The 22,432-nt window shown below is 45.9% G+C and carries 18 protein-coding genes; 10 read left to right on the top strand and 8 right to left on the bottom strand.

What is annotated here, in order from left to right:
• The first annotated feature begins 163 nt into the window (after positions 1 to 163).
• Both DC345_RS11715 and DC345_RS11710 read left to right on the top strand, forming a co-directional pair.
• Positions 164 to 430, top strand: coding sequence for a CD3324 family protein (locus tag DC345_RS11715; RefSeq protein WP_113053234.1), 267 nt, complete (start codon positions 164 to 166; stop codon positions 428 to 430).
• A 212-nt stretch (positions 431 to 642) separates the two neighbouring features.
• Positions 643 to 1,200 (top strand): class I SAM-dependent methyltransferase, encoded by a 558-nt coding sequence (locus DC345_RS11710; protein ID WP_113053233.1) that lies wholly within the window; start codon positions 643 to 645, stop codon positions 1,198 to 1,200.
• A 93-nt stretch (positions 1,201 to 1,293) separates the two neighbouring features.
• Here the strand turns inward: DC345_RS11710 and DC345_RS11705 are convergent, their stop codons facing one another.
• The 4 genes from DC345_RS11705 to DC345_RS11690 all read right to left on the bottom strand — a co-directional run bounded on the left by DC345_RS11705 (position 1,294) and on the right by DC345_RS11690 (position 6,619).
• Positions 1,294 to 2,154, bottom strand: coding sequence for a GNAT family N-acetyltransferase (locus DC345_RS11705; protein ID WP_113053232.1), 861 nt, complete (start codon positions 2,152 to 2,154; stop codon positions 1,294 to 1,296).
• Positions 2,155 to 2,420: 266 nt separating this feature from the next.
• Positions 2,421 to 4,238 (bottom strand): AbfB domain-containing protein, encoded by a 1,818-nt coding sequence (locus DC345_RS11700; protein ID WP_258530638.1) that lies wholly within the window; start codon positions 4,236 to 4,238, stop codon positions 2,421 to 2,423.
• Between the two features lie 288 nt (positions 4,239 to 4,526).
• Positions 4,527 to 5,972, bottom strand: a complete 1,446-nt coding sequence (locus tag DC345_RS11695; RefSeq protein ID WP_113053230.1) for a DEAD/DEAH box helicase — start codon at positions 5,970 to 5,972, stop codon at positions 4,527 to 4,529.
• Positions 5,973 to 6,259: 287 nt separating this feature from the next.
• Positions 6,260 to 6,619: a hypothetical protein gene (locus DC345_RS11690; protein WP_113053229.1), complete on the bottom strand. Its 360-nt coding sequence runs from the start codon at positions 6,617 to 6,619 to the stop codon at positions 6,260 to 6,262.
• A gap of 428 nt (positions 6,620 to 7,047) precedes the next feature.
• Between DC345_RS11690 and DC345_RS11685 the strand changes: the two genes are divergently transcribed.
• Together DC345_RS11685 and DC345_RS11680 are read left to right on the top strand one after the other, a co-directional pair.
• Entirely contained in the window at positions 7,048 to 7,986 is a 939-nt protein-coding gene (locus DC345_RS11685) for a macrolide 2'-phosphotransferase (RefSeq protein WP_113053228.1), read from the top strand.
• Positions 7,987 to 8,021: 35 nt separating this feature from the next.
• Entirely contained in the window at positions 8,022 to 8,708 is a 687-nt protein-coding gene (locus DC345_RS11680; protein WP_113053227.1) for a hypothetical protein, read from the top strand.
• Positions 8,709 to 8,824: 116 nt separating this feature from the next.
• Here DC345_RS11680 and DC345_RS11675 read toward each other — a convergent pair whose 3' ends face one another.
• A complete protein-coding gene (locus DC345_RS11675) occupies positions 8,825 to 10,942 on the bottom strand; it encodes a 5'-nucleotidase C-terminal domain-containing protein (RefSeq protein ID WP_397333664.1) in 2,118 nt (705 codons plus the stop codon).
• A 411-nt stretch (positions 10,943 to 11,353) separates the two neighbouring features.
• Positions 11,354 to 12,544: an MFS transporter gene (locus DC345_RS11670; protein ID WP_113053225.1), complete on the bottom strand. Its 1,191-nt coding sequence runs from the start codon at positions 12,542 to 12,544 to the stop codon at positions 11,354 to 11,356.
• A gap of 324 nt (positions 12,545 to 12,868) precedes the next feature.
• On the opposite strand from DC345_RS11670, the gene DC345_RS11665 reads away from it, so the two are divergent.
• Entirely contained in the window at positions 12,869 to 13,831 is a 963-nt protein-coding gene (locus tag DC345_RS11665; protein ID WP_113053224.1) for an endo-1,4-beta-xylanase, read from the top strand.
• 116 nt (positions 13,832 to 13,947) lie between these two features.
• Here the strand turns inward: DC345_RS11665 and DC345_RS11660 are convergent, their stop codons facing one another.
• Positions 13,948 to 15,279 (bottom strand): glycoside hydrolase family 30 protein, encoded by a 1,332-nt coding sequence (locus DC345_RS11660; protein ID WP_113053223.1) that lies wholly within the window; start codon positions 15,277 to 15,279, stop codon positions 13,948 to 13,950.
• Positions 15,280 to 15,399: 120 nt separating this feature from the next.
• On the opposite strand from DC345_RS11660, the gene DC345_RS11655 reads away from it, so the two are divergent.
• The gene (locus tag DC345_RS11655; RefSeq protein ID WP_113053222.1) at positions 15,400 to 16,314 is read left to right on the top strand and encodes an AraC family transcriptional regulator; all 915 of its coding nucleotides are present in this window, start codon (positions 15,400 to 15,402) and stop codon (positions 16,312 to 16,314) included.
• A 175-nt stretch (positions 16,315 to 16,489) separates the two neighbouring features.
• Here the strand turns inward: DC345_RS11655 and DC345_RS11650 are convergent, their stop codons facing one another.
• Complete coding sequence (locus DC345_RS11650; protein WP_113053221.1) at positions 16,490 to 18,010, bottom strand: leucine-rich repeat domain-containing protein; 1,521 nt, start codon at positions 18,008 to 18,010, stop codon at positions 16,490 to 16,492.
• Between the two features lie 344 nt (positions 18,011 to 18,354).
• On the opposite strand from DC345_RS11650, the gene DC345_RS11645 reads away from it, so the two are divergent.
• From DC345_RS11645 to DC345_RS11630, 4 genes are all read left to right on the top strand, one after another.
• Positions 18,355 to 19,245 carry a diacylglycerol/lipid kinase family protein gene (locus tag DC345_RS11645; protein WP_113053220.1) on the top strand — a complete coding sequence of 297 codons (891 nt, stop codon included), beginning with the start codon at positions 18,355 to 18,357 and terminating at the stop codon, positions 19,243 to 19,245.
• 174 nt (positions 19,246 to 19,419) lie between these two features.
• Positions 19,420 to 20,337 carry an aldo/keto reductase gene (locus DC345_RS11640; RefSeq protein WP_113053219.1) on the top strand — a complete coding sequence of 306 codons (918 nt, stop codon included), beginning with the start codon at positions 19,420 to 19,422 and terminating at the stop codon, positions 20,335 to 20,337.
• A gap of 276 nt (positions 20,338 to 20,613) precedes the next feature.
• A complete protein-coding gene (locus DC345_RS11635) occupies positions 20,614 to 21,996 on the top strand; it encodes a transcriptional regulator (protein ID WP_113053218.1) in 1,383 nt (460 codons plus the stop codon).
• Between the two features lie 240 nt (positions 21,997 to 22,236).
• Positions 22,237 to 22,407 (top strand): aspartyl-phosphate phosphatase Spo0E family protein, encoded by a 171-nt coding sequence (locus tag DC345_RS11630; RefSeq protein WP_113053217.1) that lies wholly within the window; start codon positions 22,237 to 22,239, stop codon positions 22,405 to 22,407.
• Positions 22,408 to 22,432 lie beyond the last annotated feature (25 nt).

The following is a 22,432-nucleotide window of genomic DNA, read 5'->3' as shown; positions in this document are numbered from 1 at the left end:
GTTTCACGATCCGCTCTATGCAGAGTCCATGCGATGAACAACGGCGGTTGTTTGTATAGAGCTTGAAGTCCATTTCCGCCATACCCGCATAATGCGTATAACAAGTGTTCATCGATTGACTCTGCTGCCTTAAAGATCTTACCTTTTAAGGAGCGGAGCATATATGAAATATATTAATGCGGACACGATCATTCCGGAATCATTGATAAAAGAGATCCAGCGCTACATTCCTGGTGGATTGGTGTATATCCCTAAACCGAAGGAAGCCCATCAAAAGTGGGGCGAAAATTCGGGCAGCCGGTTGATGTTGAAGCAAAGGAACGATGAGATCCGCCAGCTATTCGCTGCGGGCGTGTCCATCGACCAACTCATCGAACAATTTTGTTTGTCCATCGACAGTATCAAGAAAATTGTATATTCCAAAAAGTGATTTAAGGGTTAGAGCTGCATTCGAGAAATCGAATGTGGCTTTTTGTGTTTTCTACGCTTTTAACCCGCAGCATTCGCAAGGTTTGTCCTTCCGGAATATGATATAGCATGCCAAGGTCGTAATCCTTCATTATTCTTCTTAGTTTCATCGATTGCTTCTTCAGATTTGAATTCTATACTGATCTCAGAAATCAACTTAGGGGGTCGGACAGCATGGAATGGTTATCCTTTTTGAAGCAATACATTCAGGGTCCCCGATGGATTGGGGCGATTGCCCCCAGCTCAAAATATCTGGCAGCGAAAATGGTGAAAGACATCACATTTGACCGTGCATCATGCATTGTGGAGTATGGGCCGGGCACAGGGGTGTTTACGGAAATGCTGCTTGCGAACATGCAGCCAGGAACGGTCCTGATTTTGATTGAAAACAACGCCCGCTTCTGCCAGTTGCTTCGCAAAAAGTACGGTCATCTTCCGAATGTACACATCATTCATGATTCTGCCGTGCATGTCGATCTGCACATACGACAATATGGACTGAACAAGGTTGATTACATTGTATCCGGACTGCCTTTTGCGAGTCTGCCTGCCGAGGTATCACGGGACATTTTAACGAAATCAAGGCAGCACCTGAAGCAGGATGGCAAGTTTATTACTTTTCAATATACGTTGCTCAAACGGAGCCTGCTCAAGCAGTTTTTCGGAGACGTAAGCATGACAAGAGTGTACCGTAACCTGCCGCCTGCTTATGTATTCAGTTGTGGGATATGATCTTTCTAAATGTTGTTTATATTGCGAAGAGGGATACTCCATAAAAAAGATCGTTTTCCTTAGTAGGAAAACGATCTCTCGGCAGGAGATCTTTTATAAAGATCCACTGAAATATTGATACTCGGACTGTACCTCAAATCCAACACTGCGATACAAATTCAAGGCACGGTCGTTATCCGTAACTACAGACAAGCGAATAACCGTATAGTGTTGTTTCATAAGAAGTTCCACTAAAGCGCCAAGGACAGTACGGCCCAACCTTTTGCCCTGATAAACAGGCAGGATACAAAAATTATGAATAAAGGCCGTGGTCTCATTGATAACGTTAATTCGGACAAGCCCTACAGGCAATTCGTTCTTCCATGCAATATACGTGACCCGGCTAGGTTCATCGGTTTCTGTAAAATAGTTGCGTGTCCATTCCTCGGAATTTCCAAATGCTTGGGCGGAGCAGGTGATCATAAATTCAAAGTCCTGGTCTTCCGCCACTGACAAAGTCAGATCGGAAGAATGTACAGCCGAAAAGGCTTCGTTCACAAGCTGCATCGCGTACTCTGACCGATCATGAACGGCCTCAAGGGATTGAACAGTTCCTAGACCCGAAGGTAAATTGTTCGGGACGCGATAACTAAGCTGCCTAATGCCTGCTATTTTCATTTCCGCGGTAGCAAACTTTAGCAAACGGCGGAACACACCTTGGCGGCGTTCGTGCGGATGTACGATGGCATTAATGTTTCCAATTACGCCGTCCGAGGGATACCAGCTAAGGAGTCCGACCAAATTACCATCACGGTAACAGAGTAGCGCGTGATCTCCGTCTTTTTTGCTAATATGGTCAAGGTCTGCTTTCAGGTGAATGGAATCCAGTTGTTTACACTGTTGTTCAAGCAAAATAATCGCGTTAATCTGTTCCCTGGAATTATACATCATGGGAATGACTTCATACGTTGACATGGGATTCACACCTTCATGGAGAAGGAAACACGCAGTTATGGGACCGGTTAGGCGTTATCCTTCAAAAATGGGTCCAGTTGCAATTGTGATAATCATCATTATCCCCTCCAAATCAGTTCACGACGAATATAACATACCCCGACCTTTATGTATACATGGTTCAATTAGCTCATAACCGCAATGGTTGACGCCTGAAAGAGGTCGCTCCTTCAGTCAAGATCCCTGAAGAAGCGGCCTCCTTATCTAGACACAGGCTGCTCAATCAATTAGAAATCAGTTCGCCCAAACGTGGCGTCACCCTTCACCGTTGCGCTGCTGGAGGCATTGATGGCATCCAGCTGCAATACATAGTTGTAATGCCGGATGTAATATCCGAGCTGGCTGTACGATTGGAGCGATACTTTGGTGCTGTCAGCCCAGCCGGGGCTGCTCAGGAAAGTGGCATCTCCTTTGTAGGTGTCGGTATCCGTGTACGCTTCAAGTACGATTTTGTTGCTGGCATTGCGTTTCAGGAAATAGCCAGGGAAGTTGATGGACTCCAGTGAGATGCCTGTAGAGCTGGCCAAGCCGGGTACAACGCGGAACTGGGAATCAAGTACAGGTGAGACGTTGGCGTCGATCCGTGCAGTGAAGTTGGAATGACGGATGTACCGATCCGGATAATTGAAGGAACTAAATCGGCTGTAATTTGTCGCATCAGGTGTTGCTGGGCCTAACATTTTGACCTCATGCAGGGTTGGGGTGTACCAGTTACCCGGATTGTTCCACAGGACAGCGTTGACCATATTGATCCGTACATAACGGGCGGTAAAATGTACAGCGTCGGTCGTAAACCCATAGGTGGTATTAGTGGTTCGATCCAGGGTGGAGTAGTTGACGCCATCGTTGCTGATCTCAATTTTGTACTTATAATAGCCCTCAGATCCTTTATACATAAACCAGGAGATATCGATCTCCGTGATGGTCTTCGGTGCACCGAAATCGACCTGCCACCAAGCTGGCCAAGTATTGGACGATGCTGCCCAAGAAGTCTGATAGTTGCCATCGTTAACATTGGATACAGATGAGCCGGAGGCTGTGGAGATGGCGGTAGCTGTTTTGCCTTGGGCGTGATTAACAAGAGAAGGGGGCGTTACCGTGCCTGTTACAGCATCGATATTCCACTCTTTGTACCACTCCAGTGAGGCGGTTCCATTTGAATCATTCAGGGTTAAAGGAAGCCAGATATGCTTATGTTCACCAAGATTGAGTGGATTCCATCGGTCGCCCATATAAATATAGGATGTGGTGCTGCTGCCTGTAATCGTAGCAATATCATGGATCTGGGAGCCGAAGGCCGATGGGTTTCCATAAGGTGTAAGAGCGGACCACGTGCCTGTCATGGACGATGCGGTTGCATACGCGCCCTGATTCGGATACCAGCCAGCAGCCTGGGAGGTGAAGAGGTAGTAGCGATTGCCCTTTTTCACAACGGCAGGAGCTTCACGATAGGCGTTCTCGAATTGCCAACCCACAAAGGATTCCACACCGGTATAGCTGGCGTTCATTTTAAAAATAGCCATGGTATCATTGGCTCCGCCATTCTTGCGGGATGCTGTGATCAGATAACCTGTACCGTCTGTATCTACGAAAACAGTCATGTCGCGTGACTCATAATCCAAAGGTCGAAAACTTCCCTCATACGTGAATTTACCGTTTGGTGTGCTACTCGTTGCTACCGCAACCCGCCCCAGATTGTAATCTGTACCGTTCTCGTAATGTGCCCATAACACATACTGCTTTGTGGCGGCGTTGTAGATGACTTTGGGACGTTCGATTTTGCTGGAGGCCAGCTCGGTGGCTGAATCCTTGGTCAGAATAGCATTGCTGAACGTCCAGTTCTTCAGATCGGTGGAAGTATAGACATTAACGCTGTCAAACTTGCCGCTGACCGCATGCTCGCCGTACCAATAATACGTACTGCCGACTTTCAGAATGTTTCCGCTATTGGCCTGAATGGGGTTGCCAGCGGTATCCAGCCAATCGGAACCGTTGGTGATGTTCACGCTTGCCGCGCTGGTCCGTTCGGGATGAAGGCCAAACATGGTTAGCGTGAGCGCGAAGACCAGAAACCATACTGCTTTCCTGTTGCCCATTACACACACCTCCTAATATCGGTCCTTTGTGAAGCGTTTACATATTTAGTGTAATAAAAATGGAATCTTGTACAAGTGAACAATGCGTACCCTGATGAACAAATGGAACTTTATCCTGAATATAGCGGCGATAGCGAGTCATTTAACTCATTTCAATATATAAAAAAAGGATAGTAGACTTATAAAATAAGCCACTATCCCTTTTTGCATAACATTCTATTTAAGCAGATTCAAAACCTATTTATGACCTTTGCGAACCTTGAGCTGCATACGTTTTATCGTTGTAGTTTGCATAACCTCAAGCACGAGCGGGCCTTTGCCATTCAGAATTTCCACATCGGTTACATTATCCAGAATGGTAATAATCCCGATGTCGTCTGCAGTGACGCCTTCAATCTTGGCGATGGTGCCCACGAAGTCTACCGCACGGAGTTTCTTTTTCTTGCCTCCGTTGAAGTTCAGCTTCATGATCTGTTGGTTCAACTGTTCACGCTTGTCCTTTTTGCGTTCAGGCACGATCTTCAAACGCTTCTCGAACTCTTCCCGACGACGGTCAACAGCTTCCTCGGAAGGAGCTTTCACGACAGGAATTGCAAATCCGATATAAGATTCGATCTCGGCCAGACGTCTCCCATCCTTCGGGGTAACCAAGGTAAAGGCTTTGCCTGTTTTCCCTGCGCGACCCGTACGACCTGTACGGTGAACATATCCTTCTTTTTCCAAAGGGATATCGTAGTTGATGACATGGGTAATATTCGTGATATCAATCCCGCGCGCGGCTACATCTGTTGCAATCAGATAACGGAATTGTCCTCTTCTGAATGCATTCATCACTTCGATGCGCTCATCTTGTTCCATGCCTCCGTGGATGCGATCCGCTGGATAATCGAGGTCAGCCATGACCCGGAACAGTTTATCCACGTTCTCCTGCGTACGACAGAACACGATACAGCTATCTGGATTTTCAACAATGAACAAGTCCTGAAGCAGTGCTGTTTTGTTCACCTCTGGCACGTGAATCACGGCATGTTCAATCGTGGCTGTTGTAAGACCACTTGCTTTGATCTCAATCTCGACCGGATTGTTCATGTATTTACGTGACAGCTTGGCTACATCTTCAGGGAACGTCGCGGAAAATAACATCGTCACTCGCTCGCTAGGCAGTGCTTGAATAATGGATTGCACCGTCTCGATGAAGCCCATATTCAGCATCTCATCCGCCTCGTCAATGACAAGGTATGAGATCCGATCCAGCGGCAGGGTGCCGCGTTCGATATGGTCCAGTACCCGTCCCGGTGTGCCTACAGCGACATGCGTTCTTTGTTTTAATTCGGCTTTTTGAACATGAAAAGGAGACTGACCGTATAGTGCGGTTGCTTTAATACGCTTAAAGCGTCCGATATTGGTAATATCTTCGTTCACTTGCAAAGCCAACTCGCGGGTTGGCGTGAGAATCAAAGCCTGCGGTTTATTTTCGTTCCAATCTACCAGCTCACAGACTGGAATGCCGTAGGCGGCTGTTTTCCCGCTGCCTGTTTGGGATTTAACCACAAGATCTTTATTTTCAAGGGCTACTGGAATTACTTTGGTTTGAACCTCCGTTGGGGTTTCATACCCAAGGCTATCCAGCGCTTTTACGATTTCTTCGCCAAGTCCATAATCTTTAAATTGTTGCTTACTCATCGTTAACCTCTTTTACGTTAGTTTTGAATACAGGGAATTTTGGAATTGCATTATGCAATATGCTTACATACAAGCATTGCACCGTACATTTATCGTATACCTCTTTATTATACTCTATATAGGGGTGCGCTAACGGAGTAATTGCTATGAGCATTCAGATTAATGCTGCCAAACTTCTTTTTTCGAGGGAATTGTACGGCTGTACTTATGGAAATTGCATATCTTCCGAAGGAGGAAGCTGTATCAAAGCGTTCCACGTGAAACGAAATGTATCTTAGCTATATTCTCTATTCATAAATAACCATCTTCAAGGCTGTGGTCTGCGGGGGAAAGGATTGGGCGATAGACGGGCCTGTCCACACTTCAGCTCGGTGTCCAACCAATGTTCCATCCAAACGGGCAGCAACGGTTTCACCATTGATGATAAGTTCCGCGTTCGTATGAAGTGAAATGAAGATGGGGCCTGATCCAACACCGCTATTTTCTTCATTATCGATGAGGACCTGTCCCGTTTCTTCAACAAAATCTGTGATCACTCCGCTAACAGGAGCTTTCCCCTCCTCCTTTTCTGCTGATTCTTCTGAGCATCCTAGCGTTAACAGAAGCAAAATGAGCGGCAGTAGGGATAATTTTTGCACAATGGACATTCGTTGCTCACCTCATCCTTTTAATGCTTCTATACGTATGACGGTTTTTGAGCTACCAAGGTTCCTACACATCGCTGAAAAAATAACAATAAAGCACTATTTAAGCTGGAACTAGAAAATGGAATATGTTAACATATGTTTAACTTACGGAACGGAGGGATACGTGTGGCAAATTTTATCCGATGGAGATAGTATGGCGAAACATTTGTTTGCGCTTGCTGTATTTCTGCCTGTGTGCAGCTCATCGGGATCGGTTTGCCTATTTATACGTATGCCGCTAGTCATTAAAGAAACGCTCGTCTAGAGTGGTTCTTTAATGTACTACTATTTTTTGGCGAGCATTCAGGTACACCCCATATCCAAAATGAACTGCACAGGCATGGATGTCTGTGTTTTTTATTTTATTGAGGAAAAGGGGAGATCCTGAAATGACAAAATCGAACGTGAATGAGCATATAGAATTTCAAAAGGAACTAACAACTTTAGCTGCAAAGAACGGACTTCATATTGCTGAGGAATCCATGAAAATGAATGAATCCGGTATGGACTTTCGGGTAGCGTTTGCCACCGATGAACAGGGACAACAGTGGATACTGCGCCAGCCACGGCGTGAGGATGTATGGGAACGGGCTGAAAATGAGCGTAAGGTACTGGAGGTTGTAAAAAGCCATCTACCGGTAGAGGTACCGGTGTGGCGGATTTGTACGCCGGAACTGATCGCTTATCCTTTACTTGATGGAGAACCGATTGCGATCGTTGATCCGGCAGGGGGAGGGTACGCATGGCGATTTGCGCAGGAAAGCTTATCCGATGATTTCTTCGATTCGCTTGCTGCTACACTTGCCGCATTGCACAACATTGATCCTGATGAGGCGGTAAAGGGCGGCGTGCGCAGCAAGACGCCTACAGAAGCTCGTAAAGCTTTTGCAGCCAATATTGAAGAGATCAAACAAAGATTTGAGGTGCCGGATCAACTGGCCAGTCGGTGGGAAGCGTGGCTGACGACGGACAGCTATTGGCCTGAACATTCGACGTTCAATCACGGTGATCTGCATCCTCCGCATATTATCGTCGACGATGCCCAGCAGGTTACCGGGCTGATTGATTGGACTGAGGCGGAGATTGCCGACCCGGGTAAGGATTTTGTCATCTATTATGCGCTCTTCGAAGAGGAAGGCTTGCGGGATTTGCTCAATCGCTATGAGAAGGCAGGGGGAAGGACATGGCCGCGAATGCTGGAGCATATTCGAGAACAGTGGGCGGCATACCCGGCAATTGTTGCACAGTTTGCGTTAATCACTGGAGAAGAGTCCAATATGGAAATGGCGAGAGGCATGCTTGCAAATTGGGATGTTAAGCGGGATTAATATAAGCGAGTAAACGCTAGGGAGGAGAAGGGTGCATGACACAACTTCGTGTAGTGTGTTGGTTGTTTGCAATCACGCTAATAGTTGGTCTGTTGGGTTGCTCGGCCCCTTTTTCTAACTCGGCTGATAATGAATTAGATGTTCTCTCCCAAGAACGATTACAGGAACTGAGGGAGGACTACCCCTTATCGCCACAGTCTCTCGTGACTCCATGGATGAAGAAAGTGACCTTTAGAGAGATCATGGACTTCTCAGATGCAGTTGTTGTGGCAGAGGTTGTGAGCGTTCTTCCGAATTTCAGGATGGTGATAACTACTGAACCAGATACACCCGAACGCAAAATGGCAGAAAAGCAGGAGACTACGGCAATGACTCCCTACGAAGCTGAGTTCGTCTCTTACAAGGTAAAGGTGCACGAAGTAATTGTAGGAGAAGATGTTGCCAAGGAGACATTTCTGTTCTATAACGCAGCGTTTGCGGCGCTTGAGCCTAAACTTATGCCTGGTCAGAGACTAGTTACAGCGATTAAAAAGGGAGTAGAGTCCGAGCAACGTGGAGGTTATTCTTTCTCACCTTATGGCACGTACTATATCGTCGATGGTGATTATGTCCTTTCTGCCTATGAGGGGTTCTCCAACGAGGCGCTTGAATTTACCAAACAAACGAATGGAATCAAGCTGGATCAGTTTGTGAAAAAGGTTAGAAGCTTGGCGCAGGAGTAGGTGAACACGTAACGTATGGCTCTAAAACCCAAAAAAGAAAAGACCTCTTCCACATGCATTGTGGAGGGGGTCTTTCTTATGAATAGATTAATTACCTAGAGTCGCCAACTGGCGATCTATTTCAGCATACTTACATATTTTCCGTAGACATAAGCTACGCGTCCATCCAGTTTCACTTTAACCCAACCGTATTTATCTGTACTGATTACCTCAAGGACGGTGCCTTTCGGTACGGCAGCAACTACTTTGGCTTTGGATGAAGCGCTGGCGCGCACGTTCAGGTAGTTCGCAGTAACCTTGGCTTGTTTACCTTTAACGACGGTACCCGGTTTACTTGTACTTGGTGATGTCGATGGTTTGTCGGGTTTCGATGTGTCTGGTTTCGGTACCGTTGGTGTTGTGGGCTTCTCAGGTGATGTCTCTTCCTCACCACTGCCGGTGGACGCCTTGCGAGCTTTATTCAGCTCTTGATAGAACTCACCTTTGGTTTTCACGCCAGAGAATTTCGCGATACTTACGTTTGCTTTAGTGGCAAGTGCAGTCATTTCTTCTTCAGTCACTGCATCCAAAATGTTAATGGACGCAATATTGGTATACTTGCCATCTTCCGTTGTCGGAACAGACAGGATGCCATCATTAATCAGCTCTACGATATCTGCACGTGCAGGTGCTGTCAGATCAACACCGGTGATTTTCCAGTTGTGCTGGATTTTCGGTTCGTAGACGCCTTTCATCACGTCTTTGAGATAAGCAATGGACAGATTACGGATCGTACCTTGAATCTCGCCAAATGCCGAAGCATCCTTGGAGGACCACAATTGTTTGAACTTACGCCCTTCCAGTGCCCCACCTTTGGCGATCAGGGCTTCCATCCGGTAGGCATTCATACCGAGCTTGAGTGTATCTTCTTCTTTGACCACTGTGCCATTGCTGTATTTGAGGTTCGTAATCCGACTGCCGTAAGGTTTGGTCAGGTCAATCTCATACGTAACTCCGCCGAAGAAATCGTCGGTGCTGTATTTGGAAGCACGTCGTTTCGGATCAAAACTGATCGTCACATCACCAGGACGTGTGGAGTTAAAATAACCCGCAGACCATTCCATGTAATCCTTCAGATCACGTCCGGTCACTTCATATACGGTTACTTCACCAAAGGTATATTGGTAGTTGAACGCAATATCCTTTTTCTTGATCGGTCCGACATCCAGCTTGGCCTTGTCGTTATCGATCTGGTGCGCGACTACGTCGGCATCGCTATAATGCAGCATGACTTCAGTGAAGAAGTCAGAGAGTGGTGTCTCCTGAATCTGTACAGCAGGAATGCCTTTGATCTCATCAGCTGGAACCAGGTTGGTTCCTTTTAGTTCGGCTACTTCAATGTTGGCATCGGCACGAGCGAACTCGTGGAACGGATGCAGTGTATCTTCCAGTCCGGGATCGGACACTTCATAAGAGCCATCAGCTGCTTTTACAGCGAGTGCTTGTGCTTCCTTGCTTTTCAGTACAACCTTGTCGCCTTCTTTGGCAAACGTGAGGTCAATCCGTGAAATGTGTGAACCATATTTGTTCGGTTCGGAGATCAATACGCCGTTAACCGTTTGGGATTCAATCAGCGTATGCATGTGTCCGGCAAAAATGGCAGCCAGCTCCGGGTTGGCATTGGCGATATCCGTAACCCCGGTGCCCGGGTTCCCGTTCTCGTTATCCAGTCCCATATGCATGAGTCCAACCATAACGTCCACTTTGCCTTTCAGCTCAGCGATGGCCTTCTTGGTCTCTTCTACAGGATCTTTGACAATGATGCCGTCAAGGTGATCCGTACCTTTCTCGAACTCGGTAATCATAGGTGTGTTCATTCCGATGACACCAACCTTGATACCGTCTTTCTCAATAATCGTATAGGCAGGCATGTAGCGGTCGCCGTTTTCTTTGAAAATGTTACCTACCAAGGGTTGTCCCTTGAACTGTGAGGAAATCTTCTCTAATACGTCCAATCCAAAGTTAAATTCATGATTTCCCATAACCCATGCGTCATATTTCATTTCGTTCATTGCGACCATCATGGGAGATTGAGGTTGATCGTTGAACAGTTCAGCCGAGTTGTCCTGAATCATGTCGCCTGCGTCCAACAGAATCGTATTTGGATTCTCAGCACGTACTTTTTTCACGATCGTGTACAACTGCGTCATGCTGCCTGTCGGATTCGGACCGTCCAGAGCATAGTCCCACGGCATAAATCGGCCATGAATATCCGATGTTCCCAGCAACGTAATCTTGGTTTCCTTGTTTGCTTCAGCAGCCTGAGCCGGAGTGGAGGCAAAAGGTGCGAAGAGGATGGAAGCACATAAGAGGAATGATAAGGGCCATCCGGCGTAACGTTTCGGCGAAAATTTGCGCATGTTGTAATCTCCCTTGTTATCTAGTGTTATGTAAAGATATGTATCATTGGAGTTAATACTAGATAAACATTTGGTAAATGTAAACCACAAAATGACAAATAAAAGAGACCACTCTGGATCGTTCCATGGGAATTCACTGGAAAATGATCAGAGTAGTCTCTACACGTATCTTTATATCTTTATATGTTTAACTTCTTCCTCAACAACACCCAAATCATATTTGATTGTATACGGGACCCTTAACTCTTATACCGTCTCCATTGAACTACGACTACGAGAGGTGGATAATTTTATTTTGACAACGATGGATACCAAAGCAAGCAGACCAAAGATGATTCCGCTCCAGATGACCTGATGGATGCCGAGTTGGGCAATGAACCAGCCACCAATGGAGGTACCGAGGGTAATCCCCAGATTAGAGAAAGAGACAAAGAGGCTATTCCCGAATTCAGGTGCTTCTTGAGCTTCCGTCGTAAGCCAAGTTTGGCTGACAATCAGACCGCCAGAGTGAATCGCACCCCAGACAAATACCATGATAATCATCGGAATGAAATAGGAACCTGCATAGAAAACGAGTAAATATGCCGCCATGTATAGCACCGGGAAGAGGAGAACGGTCCTCGGAATATTCCGATGCAGAAGCTGGCCGAATACCAAATTGCCGGCGATCATAATAACACCAAAGGCCAAGAGCATCACACTAATCCATGAACCGCTCATACGGGTGACTTGCCCAAGATATTCGGCGAAATAACTGTATACGGAGAACATCGCTGCAAAAATGAAAATGACAGTAGCAATATTTAGCCACAGCGCAGGTTTACGCAGAATGCCGATTTGTTTGCCATAAGACATCTTCTCTTGCACAGGCATCGAGGGCAGCCAAATCCATATACCGATGAACGCAATGAGACTGACAACCGCTCCGAACCAGAACGCAGCCTCCAACGAGAAGTTTTCCGCAAGATAGGAGGTTAAGGGCACGCCAAATGCAAAGCCGGCAGTGATTCCGGTAAAGACTTTGGCAACGGCCTGACTGCTTTTTTCCGGTGGGACCAGCTTGGCACCCGTGACGAGAGCAACAGAGAAGAAGACCGGATGGAAAATGGCCGGGATAATCCGGAAAATTAGCATCGTGTCGAACCTGGTTGTGTAGGCGTATACTACGTTGGAAATGGCAAATAACAGCACAGCAGTTAACAAAATGGTTTTACGATTGATACCAGATACGAGTAGGGTCAAGAACGGGCCAGACACGGCAACGACGAGAGCGAAAATACTTACCAGCCACCCAGCCTGTGCAGCGGTGATGTTGAATTTCTGTGTGATCAGCGGAAGCACTCCGATAATGCCTACTTCTGTAGTGATGATGGCGAATACACCCAGCGCCAGAATGAGGATGAGTAACGGATTAACCTGTTGTGATTTCGATTTCATGTTAAAGTGTAAACCTCCAAATTTATTTATATATATAGAAAAATAGATATAACGGAATGAAAAAATGCCTCCTTACCTGTATAAAAATATATGGGCGATATAATAAGTTCTCAGAATTACATTATATCTATATTTATAGATTTGTAAATATAATAAAGTATAACTCAGTTGCTTAAGTCATCGTGCTAGTCCGCAACATCTATACTTTCTGAGGGACAAGCTATACTTATTACATGGATAATTACAAATTTATCCAGTAAGATGAAATTTGTAAGCGCTTGCTATTAAATCGAATATTACAATTCAAAGGAGGATGATCATGTCATGTTCAAGTCCAAATGGTTTAAGACCGTCGGTTCACTGGCGTTAATAGGTGTACTGGCTACATCAGTTGCGGTCGGCAGTGTGAGTGCAGGTTTGGCGAAAGGTAGCAAGTTTCTGGGCAATATTATAGCCAGCAGTGTCCCCTCGAATTTTAGTCCATATTGGAATCAGGTGACCCCGGAGAACTCAACCAAATGGGATGCCGTTGAAGGCACGCGTAACGTAATGAATTGGTCTCAGGCAGACATGGCGTACAACTATGCAGTTAACAATGGTTTTCCATTTAAATTTCATACGCTTGTATGGGGAAGTCAGCAGCCTGGATGGATTAACAGTCTATCTGCTGCAGATCAGAAAGCTGAAGTGACACAATGGATTCAGGCGGCAGGCCAGCGTTATCCCAAAGCGGCTTTTGTCGATGTGGCCAATGAGCCGCTGCATGCCAAGCCTTCCTATCGCAACGCCATTGGTGGGGACGGGGCGACAGGATGGGATTGGGTAATCTGGTCTTTCCAACAGGCAAGACAAGCCTTTCCAAATTCTAAATTGTTAATCAATGAATATGGCATTATCGGTGACCCCAACGCAGCTGATCAATACGTTCAGATCATCAATATCTTGAAGAGCAGAGGCCTGGTCGATGGTATTGGTATTCAGGCCCATTACTTTAATATGGATACGGTTTCGGTGAGCACCATGAACACCGTCCTGAATAAGCTGGCAGCAACGGGACTGCCCATCTATGTGTCAGAACTGGACATGACGGGCGACGACAATACCCAATTGCAGCGCTATCAGCAGAAATTCCCTGTACTCTGGCAGCACTCCGCCGTTAAAGGTGTAACATTATGGGGCTACAACCAGAATCAAACCTGGGTATCTGGTTCTCATTTGGTGAATACCAATGGTACAGAGCGTCCAGCACTGCAATGGCTGAGGAATTATCTCGCCAATAATCCTTAAGCTGGAATAGTCAGTTTCTTTATCCATCACTTGTATCCACCAAAAAATAGCGCCTGTTCCGCAGATTTGGTAGCGGAGCAGAGCGCTATTTCTTTCTCATAATGTACTGTCTAAGATTAGGAAATAACGATACTGTTGAAAGAATCTGCCTCCAGCTCGAACCGGAGTGTCTGCCCTTCATACACCAGATGCAGATCACGGTTATCCTTGAACGGGTTGTTGATGACAATGACGAGACTATTGTCCGGGTTGCGGAAAGCCACGGCTTTGCCACTCCAGGCTCCAGACAGTCCTACTCTTCGTGCACCAGGCACGACATTATGAGCAAAATGCTTCATCACATAATACTCGGGATTCCGCATGATTTCCTTGCCATCCGGGTCTACCGTAATCATGGAGTTTTGCTCCCAACCCCATGTGCTGCGGCCTTTCGGCTCCAGAACCATGTTCCAGTAAATGTACGCATTCACGCCATTGCTGAAATAGTGCTGGTACAGGTTAAATACATACTTGGCGTAGTTCCACGAATTGTTGCCGTCACCGCACTCATTCTCGGTCTGCATGTAACGAAGCTCCGGGTAGCTCGCGGCTGTACGTTGGATGGCATTTTTGCCTGCCCACTGATAACCTACTCCCTTGATATAGGCGTACGCTTTGGGATCACTAAGCACCAGTCCGGCATATTCGTCAAAATCATTTGTTTTCTTTTTGATCAATTCTTCCCATGGATCAGGTGCGTTGATCGTTCCCAGCCAGATTTCCGTATCCAGACCATGCTTGTCAAAAGCAGGACCCAGATAGTCGGCGATAAACTCACGCAGCTGCTCGCCTGTCCACATGCAGGAAGGGAATTTCTGATCCGCGATGACTTCGTTTTGTACATGGACCTGATGGATGGTGATGCCAGCATCCTTGTACGCTTGTACGAATTTGACGAAATACAGCGCATAAGCTTCCAGGATATCCTTCTCCCAGCGCAGCGTTCCATAGTTATAGGCTTTCGGTGACTTCATCCACGTAGGCGGGCTCCACGGTGAGGCGAAAAATTGCAAATTCGGATTATAGGTCAGGGCCTCTTTGATATATGGAATCAGATATTTGAAATCGCGTTCGATCGAAAAATGTTCCATGGCCACATCGCCGTCCACCTCATTGTGACTATACCATTGCTCTGCATAATCACTCGCGCCGATGGGCAGCCGACAGATGTTGAATTTATGTTCACCTTCCGGGTGAAAGAGGGAATGAAATACGTCATGACGCTGCTCCTCATTCAAGTGGGACAGGGCAATATAACCAAGCTCGTTAAAGCAACCGCCAAATCCTTCTACAAGCTGATGCTGTTCACCTGTGAGCTTTAAGTTAGCGTTTTCATTTGTAGATGTATAAGAAATCTCTTTCCACGCATGATCTGGTGTAGTGGAATAACCATGTAATGTCAGGGACATTGGAATTTCCTCCTCGCTTGAATCTCAGGTATGATGTACAGTCAGTATATCAAGTCGCATTACAAAAGAAGATACGCTGAACCACGTAAAATTTGCCCTAATCCAAGGTGGTGACAATCCATGATCATTCCTGAACCATACCGTTCTTATCTATCTCCGGAGAGCCGGTGGCTGCCCGCAACGGACTGGAACGTCAAGCTGTTTGGTGCTCATATGCAGAAGGTGAAACAGGGCTGGCAAGTACCGCTGGAATCGCATTTGGCCTTTGAATTGATATTGATTCTGGAAGGTTCGCAGACGACGATACTGGAGAATATCCGTTATGATCTCCAAGCAGGAGATATATTGCTTATCCCGCCTGGATGCAAACATACCAATGAATGCAATCAGGAGCAGGGGCTGACCTACTTTATTGCCCATTTCAATGTGGATGAGGTTCTGTTTCGCCAGGAGATGAGTAGACATGTGCAGATGTTGTTCCCATGTGGCGGCGAGGATAATCAGCGATTAACGGAAGTCATGATGAAATGGGTGGATCTTCTTCAGCACAAAGAAGAGTATTCTACATCAGATCTGTTCCGTATGCAGGCTGGTTTGTTGGAGATTTTGGCGATATTGGCAGAGCAAAGCTCCTCCCGTTCCCAAGAAGCCGTATCGCCTACTGTGGCGCACTATGCATCACTGATTGCCGAGGCAATCAAAAGTCGGTTCAATGTCGAGAATATCCAGCGGGAGGGGCTGGGGGATAAGGAGATTCGGATTGAAGAGATTGCGGCCTCGCTTCAAATCAGCCCTGGATATGCACTGGAGACGTTTCAGAAAGTATACGGCATCTCTCCGCGCAGATATTTGTCCGAACTGAAGCTTCACGAGGCCAAGCAGCTGATACACCAGCCGGATCTTAATCTTACTCGGGTTGCCACCATGCTTGGATATTCGAGTCTTGCGCACTTCAGTCGTCAGTTCAGAAGATGGACTGGCATGAGTCCCAGTGAGTACAGACAGACCATGGGCAGCATCCGTTTTTTCGATTAAATAATTGCATTCCGCGTGCTCGTATCCAGCTTAATACTCAACAAAAATCCCCGCTGATGTTCAGACGGGGACTTCGCTGTGTTATGCAGTAATCTGCATGGGTAGCATATGAATGGTATTTTGCATTGAGATAAGTCGAGATAAGTGCCTGGTGCTTGAATTATGCTTGGCATAATTAAGGTTGTACATTCTCGTTCTGCGCTTTGTTTTCGAAGATTAGAATCGTTTTGCTGTTTCCGATATACGCAACCGTCGTATTAAATTGCTCTGAAATAAAACGTACCGGAACAAACGCCTGTCCATCCTTCATCAGCAGGGGGGCATCGTTTATCGCAAGGGTATCGTCTACAATCACCTGTTTGTTGCCCACGGTCCACCGAACCACTGTACCATTCTGCGCAATCTGAACCTCCTGTGTATCCGGATTCCAGTTCACGCTGGCATTCAATTGCTCGGAGATAAAACGGAGCGGCACATAGGTCCGTCCTTCATCGATAAAAGGTGCAGCCTCCAGTGCGTAAGCACGATCCCCGACATAGGCCGTGGCAGATCCTTCAATAAGCCGCTGAAAATTGCCCTGGGGAGTACGTTTCTGCTCCCGCACATTCATCTGGTTTAGCAGGCGCATCGTGTCACTGCCGCTCGCAACATCCAGATAATTATTCTGCACCGTGAGTCCGGCAGGTTCCGGTTCAGAGACCGAGGTCTGCGTACCGGAGGACAAGGAAGTGGAAGCCGAGATATCCGTTATTGTACTTGTATTTGCAGAGCTGTTTCTTGTAAAAGTAAAACCGGCAATCGGTGTCAGATCCCACACCCGGTTATTGGACAGTTTGAGTACTTCCAGCTTGGACAGCTGGTGTAACGGCTCCAAATCATAGATCTGATTGGACTCCGCATTCAGTTCTCTCAATCCTACCAGGTCTTCCAAGGGTGCCAGATGCTGAACCTGATTTCCGGAGAAGTCTAGCGCCTGCAGACGTGTCATATGTTCCAAGGGCATCAGATCGGAGATCTCGTTGCCTGCCACATTCAGCTTCTGAAGTGTATTCGGCAGATCAGCCAATACATCCAGTGTATGAATGTGGTTGTTGGCCACATTGAGCTGTTTCAGTTTTCTCTTATCCGCCAGTGGTGTCAGGTCCGTTATCGCATTGTTCGAGATTTCAAGCCATTGAAGATCATCTGCATCCACCAGTGCGGAGAGACTGGTAATCTGATTACCGCTGGCGTGAAACGTATGTAATCGGGTGAATCCACGTACAACTTCTATGGAAGAAATGGAATTGTTGCTGATATACAGCCGTCCCAGGTCTTTCAAATCAGCCAGTGCATCAATCGATGTAATGTAGTTATTGCGAACGTCAACCTCGCGAAGCTGAGTCAGTTGCGCTAGCGGTGTCAGGTCATCAATCTCATTGCCATATAACCGGAGGTGAGTCAGATTCGTGGCGTATTCCAGACCGGACAGGCTTTGAATGCCTGCATTGCTCAGATCCACTACGTTCAACTGCTCCAGATCGGAGGAGGTTAGCGGGGAATCTACCGGTTTGTTCAGAATCAGTTTCAGTCCGTTCTCCAGTGCAGGATCTTTGATGATTCCCTCGCCCAAGTCTGCCGTAGTGTAGGCCATCGCTTGCCCAGCCGCCCCAAGACTCAGGATGAAGACTAGAAATAGTAGAGTCATTCTTCTCATTGCATGAATTCCCTCCGATTCCGATTTTGATGATAGATAAGTGTACTGTTCTTATGTACTTGGTGAGCACCAATTTATGTCGATAAAATAGTATTGTTACGGTATGGACAGATAGAATAGATAAACACATCTATAGTTATTAACCCATCATGGGGCAAAAGGAACAAGAAATTCATGACAGGCAGAACATCTCCTTCTATTCTATATGATACAAACCCCATACTGCACTCTTCCAGCCATCTTTTTCAAAAAAAATTGTACAACTCCCCCAGATGTTATTCAACGCCACGGTAGAAAGGGTATAGATGAAGTAAAGAATGCCATTTGGAGGAGAAGATGCAGGTATGCGCCAAGCCATGATCATTAGTAATCCATCGTCGGGTAAAGAAGAGGCTCAGCAATATGTGTCCCAGGTACAAGAAATTCTTGAATCACAGCAGTATGAAGTGGTGGTTAATGAGACGGCCGGGGAGGGCGATGCGACCAACTACTGTCTGAGTGCCTGCAAAGATGGCTGTGATCTCGTCATTTCCATCGGAGGGGATGGGACGCTGCATGAGACGATTAACGGCATGATGGATCAGGAGCATCGTCCCAGACTGGGTGTGGTGCCACTGGGTACGGTAAATGATTTTGCGCGTGCATTGAATATCTCGCTTGATCCGGAGGAAGCCATTCGTCAGTTGCGTTCGGAGCAGATTCATAGGGTGGATCTCGGTAAAATCAATGATCGTCTGTTTGCCAACGTGGTGGCAGCCGGTTCGTTGGCAGAGGCGTTGTTCTCGGTATCGTCGGAAGAGAAATCGAAGCTGGGTTCATTCGCATATTTGAAAGAAGGATTGAAAGACCTGATGAACACACCGGCCAAGCCACTCACTATTGAGTATGACGGGCAGTTCTGGGAAGGGGAGTCTCCACTTTTTCTCGCGGCACTGACCAATTCGGTTGGAGGTTTCGAGAAATTGTCCCCAGAAGCAGCGGTGGATGATGGATTAATACATTGTTTTGTGATCCGTAGCATGAATGTCTTTAATACGGTAACACTTGGAACGTCCCTATTGTTTGGCAACCTGAAGAATCATAAGGATGTTGATTATTTTACGGCAAAAGAAGTTCACGTCCGTACTACAGAAGCGATTCGTACAAATGTGGATGGGGAAGAAGGGCCTTCTCTGCCCATTCGAATTAGTGTACTGCCTCGACATATTGAAGTGATCGTCCCGGAAGAAGTATAGGTGAGTGGATTATGCAGAAAAAAACCTCCATTATTCCATATAAGAATTCTAAAATTCCATTGAAACCGATTGCAGTTCTGTGTCACAATCATAGACGGAAGACAAGTATATACTAGTTGGCAAAGATCACAAGAATGAATGTACGATACTATTCGAATATGGAGGGAAATCATCTTGAGAACAATTAAACTTGGCAGCAGCGCACTCGAAATACCGGTTGTAGCCGTTGGCTGCATGAGAATTAATTCATTAAGCAGCAAAGAAGCTGAACATTTTGTTCATTCCGCCATGGAAGCAGGCGCGAACTTCTTCGATCATGCTGATATTTACGGAAACGGGGCGTGTGAGGAGATCTTTGCAGAGGCTGTGCAGATGAATCCCCAGGTTCGTGAAAATATGATTCTTCAATCCAAATGCGGTATCCGTAAAGGCATGTTTGATTTCTCGAAAGAGCACATCTTGAATTCGGTGGATGGCATCCTGCAACGCTTGAAAACCGATTACCTGGATGTTCTGTTGCTGCATCGCCCGGACACCTTGGTTGAACCGGAAGAAGTGGCTGAAGCCTTTGATCAGCTGGAGCGCGAAGGCAAAGTGCGTCACTTCGGGGTATCCAACCAGAATCCGAACCAGATCGAACTGTTGAACAAATACGTTAAACAGCCACTGGTAGCCAACCAGTTGCAGTTGAGTATTACTAACACCACGATGATTGACAGTGGAATCAATGTAAATATGGAGAACGATGCTGCGGTTAACCGTGATGGCGGTATTCTTGATTACTGTCGCCTGCACGATATCACGATTCAACCATGGTCCCCGTTCCAATACGGATTCTTCGAAGGCGTATTCCTGGGCAGCGATAAGTTCCCGGAATTGAATGCGAAGATCGACGAGATTGCTGCTAAATATGAAGTGAGCAACACGACTATCGCAATTGCTTGGTTGCTGCGTCACCCGGCGCAAATGCAGCCTGTGACAGGTACAATGAATATCCAGCGTTTGCAGGATTGCATCAAAGCTGGCGATGTTCACCTTACACGCCAAGAGTGGTACGAAATCTATCGTGCAGCTGGCAATATTCTGCCTTAAAACCCAAATCACTACATAGCAGAATGATCTGCTGTATTGCATGTAAAACACGAGCGTATATACCGCTCGTGTTTTTATTTTATCCTTTATTTGATGCTTATTCGTTCCCGGTATAAAATAAGAGTAGGGCCTCTATTTTAACAAAAGGATTATTTTGTAATTAATACAAATTAGTTGAATTTATCTTATTGACCCTTGCTTAATTATTACATATAATTACTTTTGCATACCGTTAATCCTGTTTATGGTTTTTTTATTTTGGAGGGTGGTGTTAGTTTGGAGCCGACAACCACGATACGCGATCATTTAGAGAGTTATCTGAAGCGTGAGCAGATGTCCATTAGTCTTTTTTCGGAAACGTCAGGAATTAACTCGGGTACGCTGAGCAATATTTTGAACAAGAATCGTCCGATTGCGATGCAGCAGCTGGACCGAATCACTTCAGCTATGAACCTTGAGGAAGGTTACTTCTATGAATTGTATATAGATGAGTGTTTTGTCCATGCTGCCCCTGACTGGCGAAGACTGGGACCATTCCTTCATCGATGTGCAGAATTGGATAAATTGAATTGTATTGAAGATGTTATCCGGCTGATGATGGATAATCTATCTTATATTCCTTTGTTATTTGATCTGGCTGAAGAATTCTATCATGCTGGTAAATTCAAACCGGCCGTTCTACTATATGAAACGATAGCCGAAAGTGAGAAAATGCAACACTCTGAACGGCTTGCACTATGTCAGTATCGACTATTCAGATTGGGGCTGACCAATGATCAGCAACGAAATCTAATCATCGCGGCCCAATTCGAATACTACGTGGATCGGCTGGATGAGCGTTATCAGCTGGATGCGCTCAACGAACTGATCAATGCCTTTGCATCTCTTCACAGGTGGAGCAAGGTTCAGGAGCTCTCTGAAAAGTTAAAAGTAAAAGCGACCATTCATTATGAGTTGAATGGGAGAAGGAAACAGGAAGAAACGAAACGACCGATTATCTTTTATATTATGTATGCCTATTTGGCATCTGGAAGTGCTAACTTTCATCTAAATAATTATGAAATTGCACTGAAATACGTTTCTTTATATACGGACTACAGTTGGGTAAAAGAGCCTGATTCGGATGAGATGGTTGTCATTAATCAATTTCAGGAATGGGCTGAGGGAAATCGCTATATATATCAATTAATGGCTGGTCAGTTTGAGATATTGCCTGACTATCTCGATTACATCTCAACGAAAGAAAATGAGATTTTCCCTGCACTGTGTGACATTGTGACTGCTGCAAACCGCTATGATATGAATATTGACTATGTACTAAAGGAATACGAATCCTACTTCACTTATCAAGAACAAAGTAATCGAATTGGGAAAGTTAGTAAACGGGTAACGGATGATCGATATGTTCGCCTCTTGGCAGGATTGGGAACCTATTACCTTAAAAAAGATGAATTTGCCAAGGGAATAGATTTTGTTCTAAATAGTTTGAGGTTTTCACTTGAAATTAGTGACGGACGAGGTATGCTTAGAGGTGTCGGGCTATTTGAGCAATATAGGGATTATGCGTCTGACACAGCTATACAGCAGTACAAAAATTTGATTAGTGAGGTGCAGAAACTCAATGAAGAGAAAGCTGGCTTTGCTGATAGTTACATGTAGTATAGTGGTGAACATCGTTGCACCTGTTATTGGACCTGTCCCCACTGAGGAAGTTCCGAACCCTTCAATTTACCGAACTAATGACCACGGTTTAGGGACATAAGCCTAAACCAAGGGACGCTTCTGAATATACATTCAGAGGCGTCTTTTTTGCGTCTGGTGGAAGAATAAGTATGTCGTACCCCTTGCGGCCTATCGATTGGCATAATAAACTAAAATATGACAAAAAGGAGGGGTACTATGGATTGCCTGGAGTTAATGTCACAGATCGAAGAAGCCAGACAACAGCTTCACCGCTTGCAGTCGGAATACGGCAGTCTGCTTCATCCTGAAGTCATCCAGCAATCTTTAGTTCTGGACGGTCTTATTAATCAATACAATCGAGCCAAAATGAAAAAGTTGATTAATTAGTGCTTCGCCTATTTACATATTGGTA

Source organism: Paenibacillus taichungensis, from assembly GCF_003287275.1.
Classification (GTDB): domain Bacteria; phylum Bacillota; class Bacilli; order Paenibacillales; family Paenibacillaceae; genus Paenibacillus; species Paenibacillus taichungensis_A.
This window is presented reverse-complemented; position numbering and strand designations above follow the sequence as displayed.

Excerpts from the sequence above, each read along its gene's own strand:
- DC345_RS11680 (WP_113053227.1), top strand. The coding sequence starts at position 8,022 with ATGACACAACTTCGTGTAGTGTGTTGGTTGTTTGCAATCACGCTAATA.
- DC345_RS11695 (WP_113053230.1), bottom strand. The coding sequence starts at position 5,972 with ATGAGTAAGCAACAATTTAAAGATTATGGACTTGGCGAAGAAATCGTA.
- DC345_RS11700 (WP_258530638.1), bottom strand. The coding sequence starts at position 4,238 with ATGTTTGGCCTTCATCCCGAACGGACCAGCGCGGCAAGCGTGAACATC.
- DC345_RS11685 (WP_113053228.1), top strand. The coding sequence starts at position 7,048 with ATGACAAAATCGAACGTGAATGAGCATATAGAATTTCAAAAGGAACTA.
- DC345_RS11715 (WP_113053234.1), top strand. The coding sequence starts at position 164 with ATGAAATATATTAATGCGGACACGATCATTCCGGAATCATTGATAAAA.
- DC345_RS11710 (WP_113053233.1), top strand. The coding sequence starts at position 643 with ATGGAATGGTTATCCTTTTTGAAGCAATACATTCAGGGTCCCCGATGG.
- DC345_RS11665 (WP_113053224.1), top strand. The coding sequence starts at position 12,869 with ATGTTCAAGTCCAAATGGTTTAAGACCGTCGGTTCACTGGCGTTAATA.
- DC345_RS11675 (WP_397333664.1), bottom strand. The coding sequence starts at position 10,942 with ATGCCGTGGGACTATGCTCTGGACGGTCCGAATCCGACAGGCAGCATG.
- DC345_RS11690 (WP_113053229.1), bottom strand. The coding sequence starts at position 6,619 with ATGTCCATTGTGCAAAAATTATCCCTACTGCCGCTCATTTTGCTTCTG.
- DC345_RS11650 (WP_113053221.1), bottom strand. The coding sequence starts at position 18,010 with ATGAGAAGAATGACTCTACTATTTCTAGTCTTCATCCTGAGTCTTGGG.
- DC345_RS11630 (WP_113053217.1), top strand. The coding sequence starts at position 22,237 with ATGGATTGCCTGGAGTTAATGTCACAGATCGAAGAAGCCAGACAACAG.
- DC345_RS11655 (WP_113053222.1), top strand. The coding sequence starts at position 15,400 with ATGATCATTCCTGAACCATACCGTTCTTATCTATCTCCGGAGAGCCGG.
- DC345_RS11705 (WP_113053232.1), bottom strand. The coding sequence starts at position 2,154 with ATGTCAACGTATGAAGTCATTCCCATGATGTATAATTCCAGGGAACAG.
- DC345_RS11670 (WP_113053225.1), bottom strand. The coding sequence starts at position 12,544 with ATGAAATCGAAATCACAACAGGTTAATCCGTTACTCATCCTCATTCTG.
- DC345_RS11645 (WP_113053220.1), top strand. The coding sequence starts at position 18,355 with ATGCGCCAAGCCATGATCATTAGTAATCCATCGTCGGGTAAAGAAGAG.
- DC345_RS11660 (WP_113053223.1), bottom strand. The coding sequence starts at position 15,279 with ATGTCCCTGACATTACATGGTTATTCCACTACACCAGATCATGCGTGG.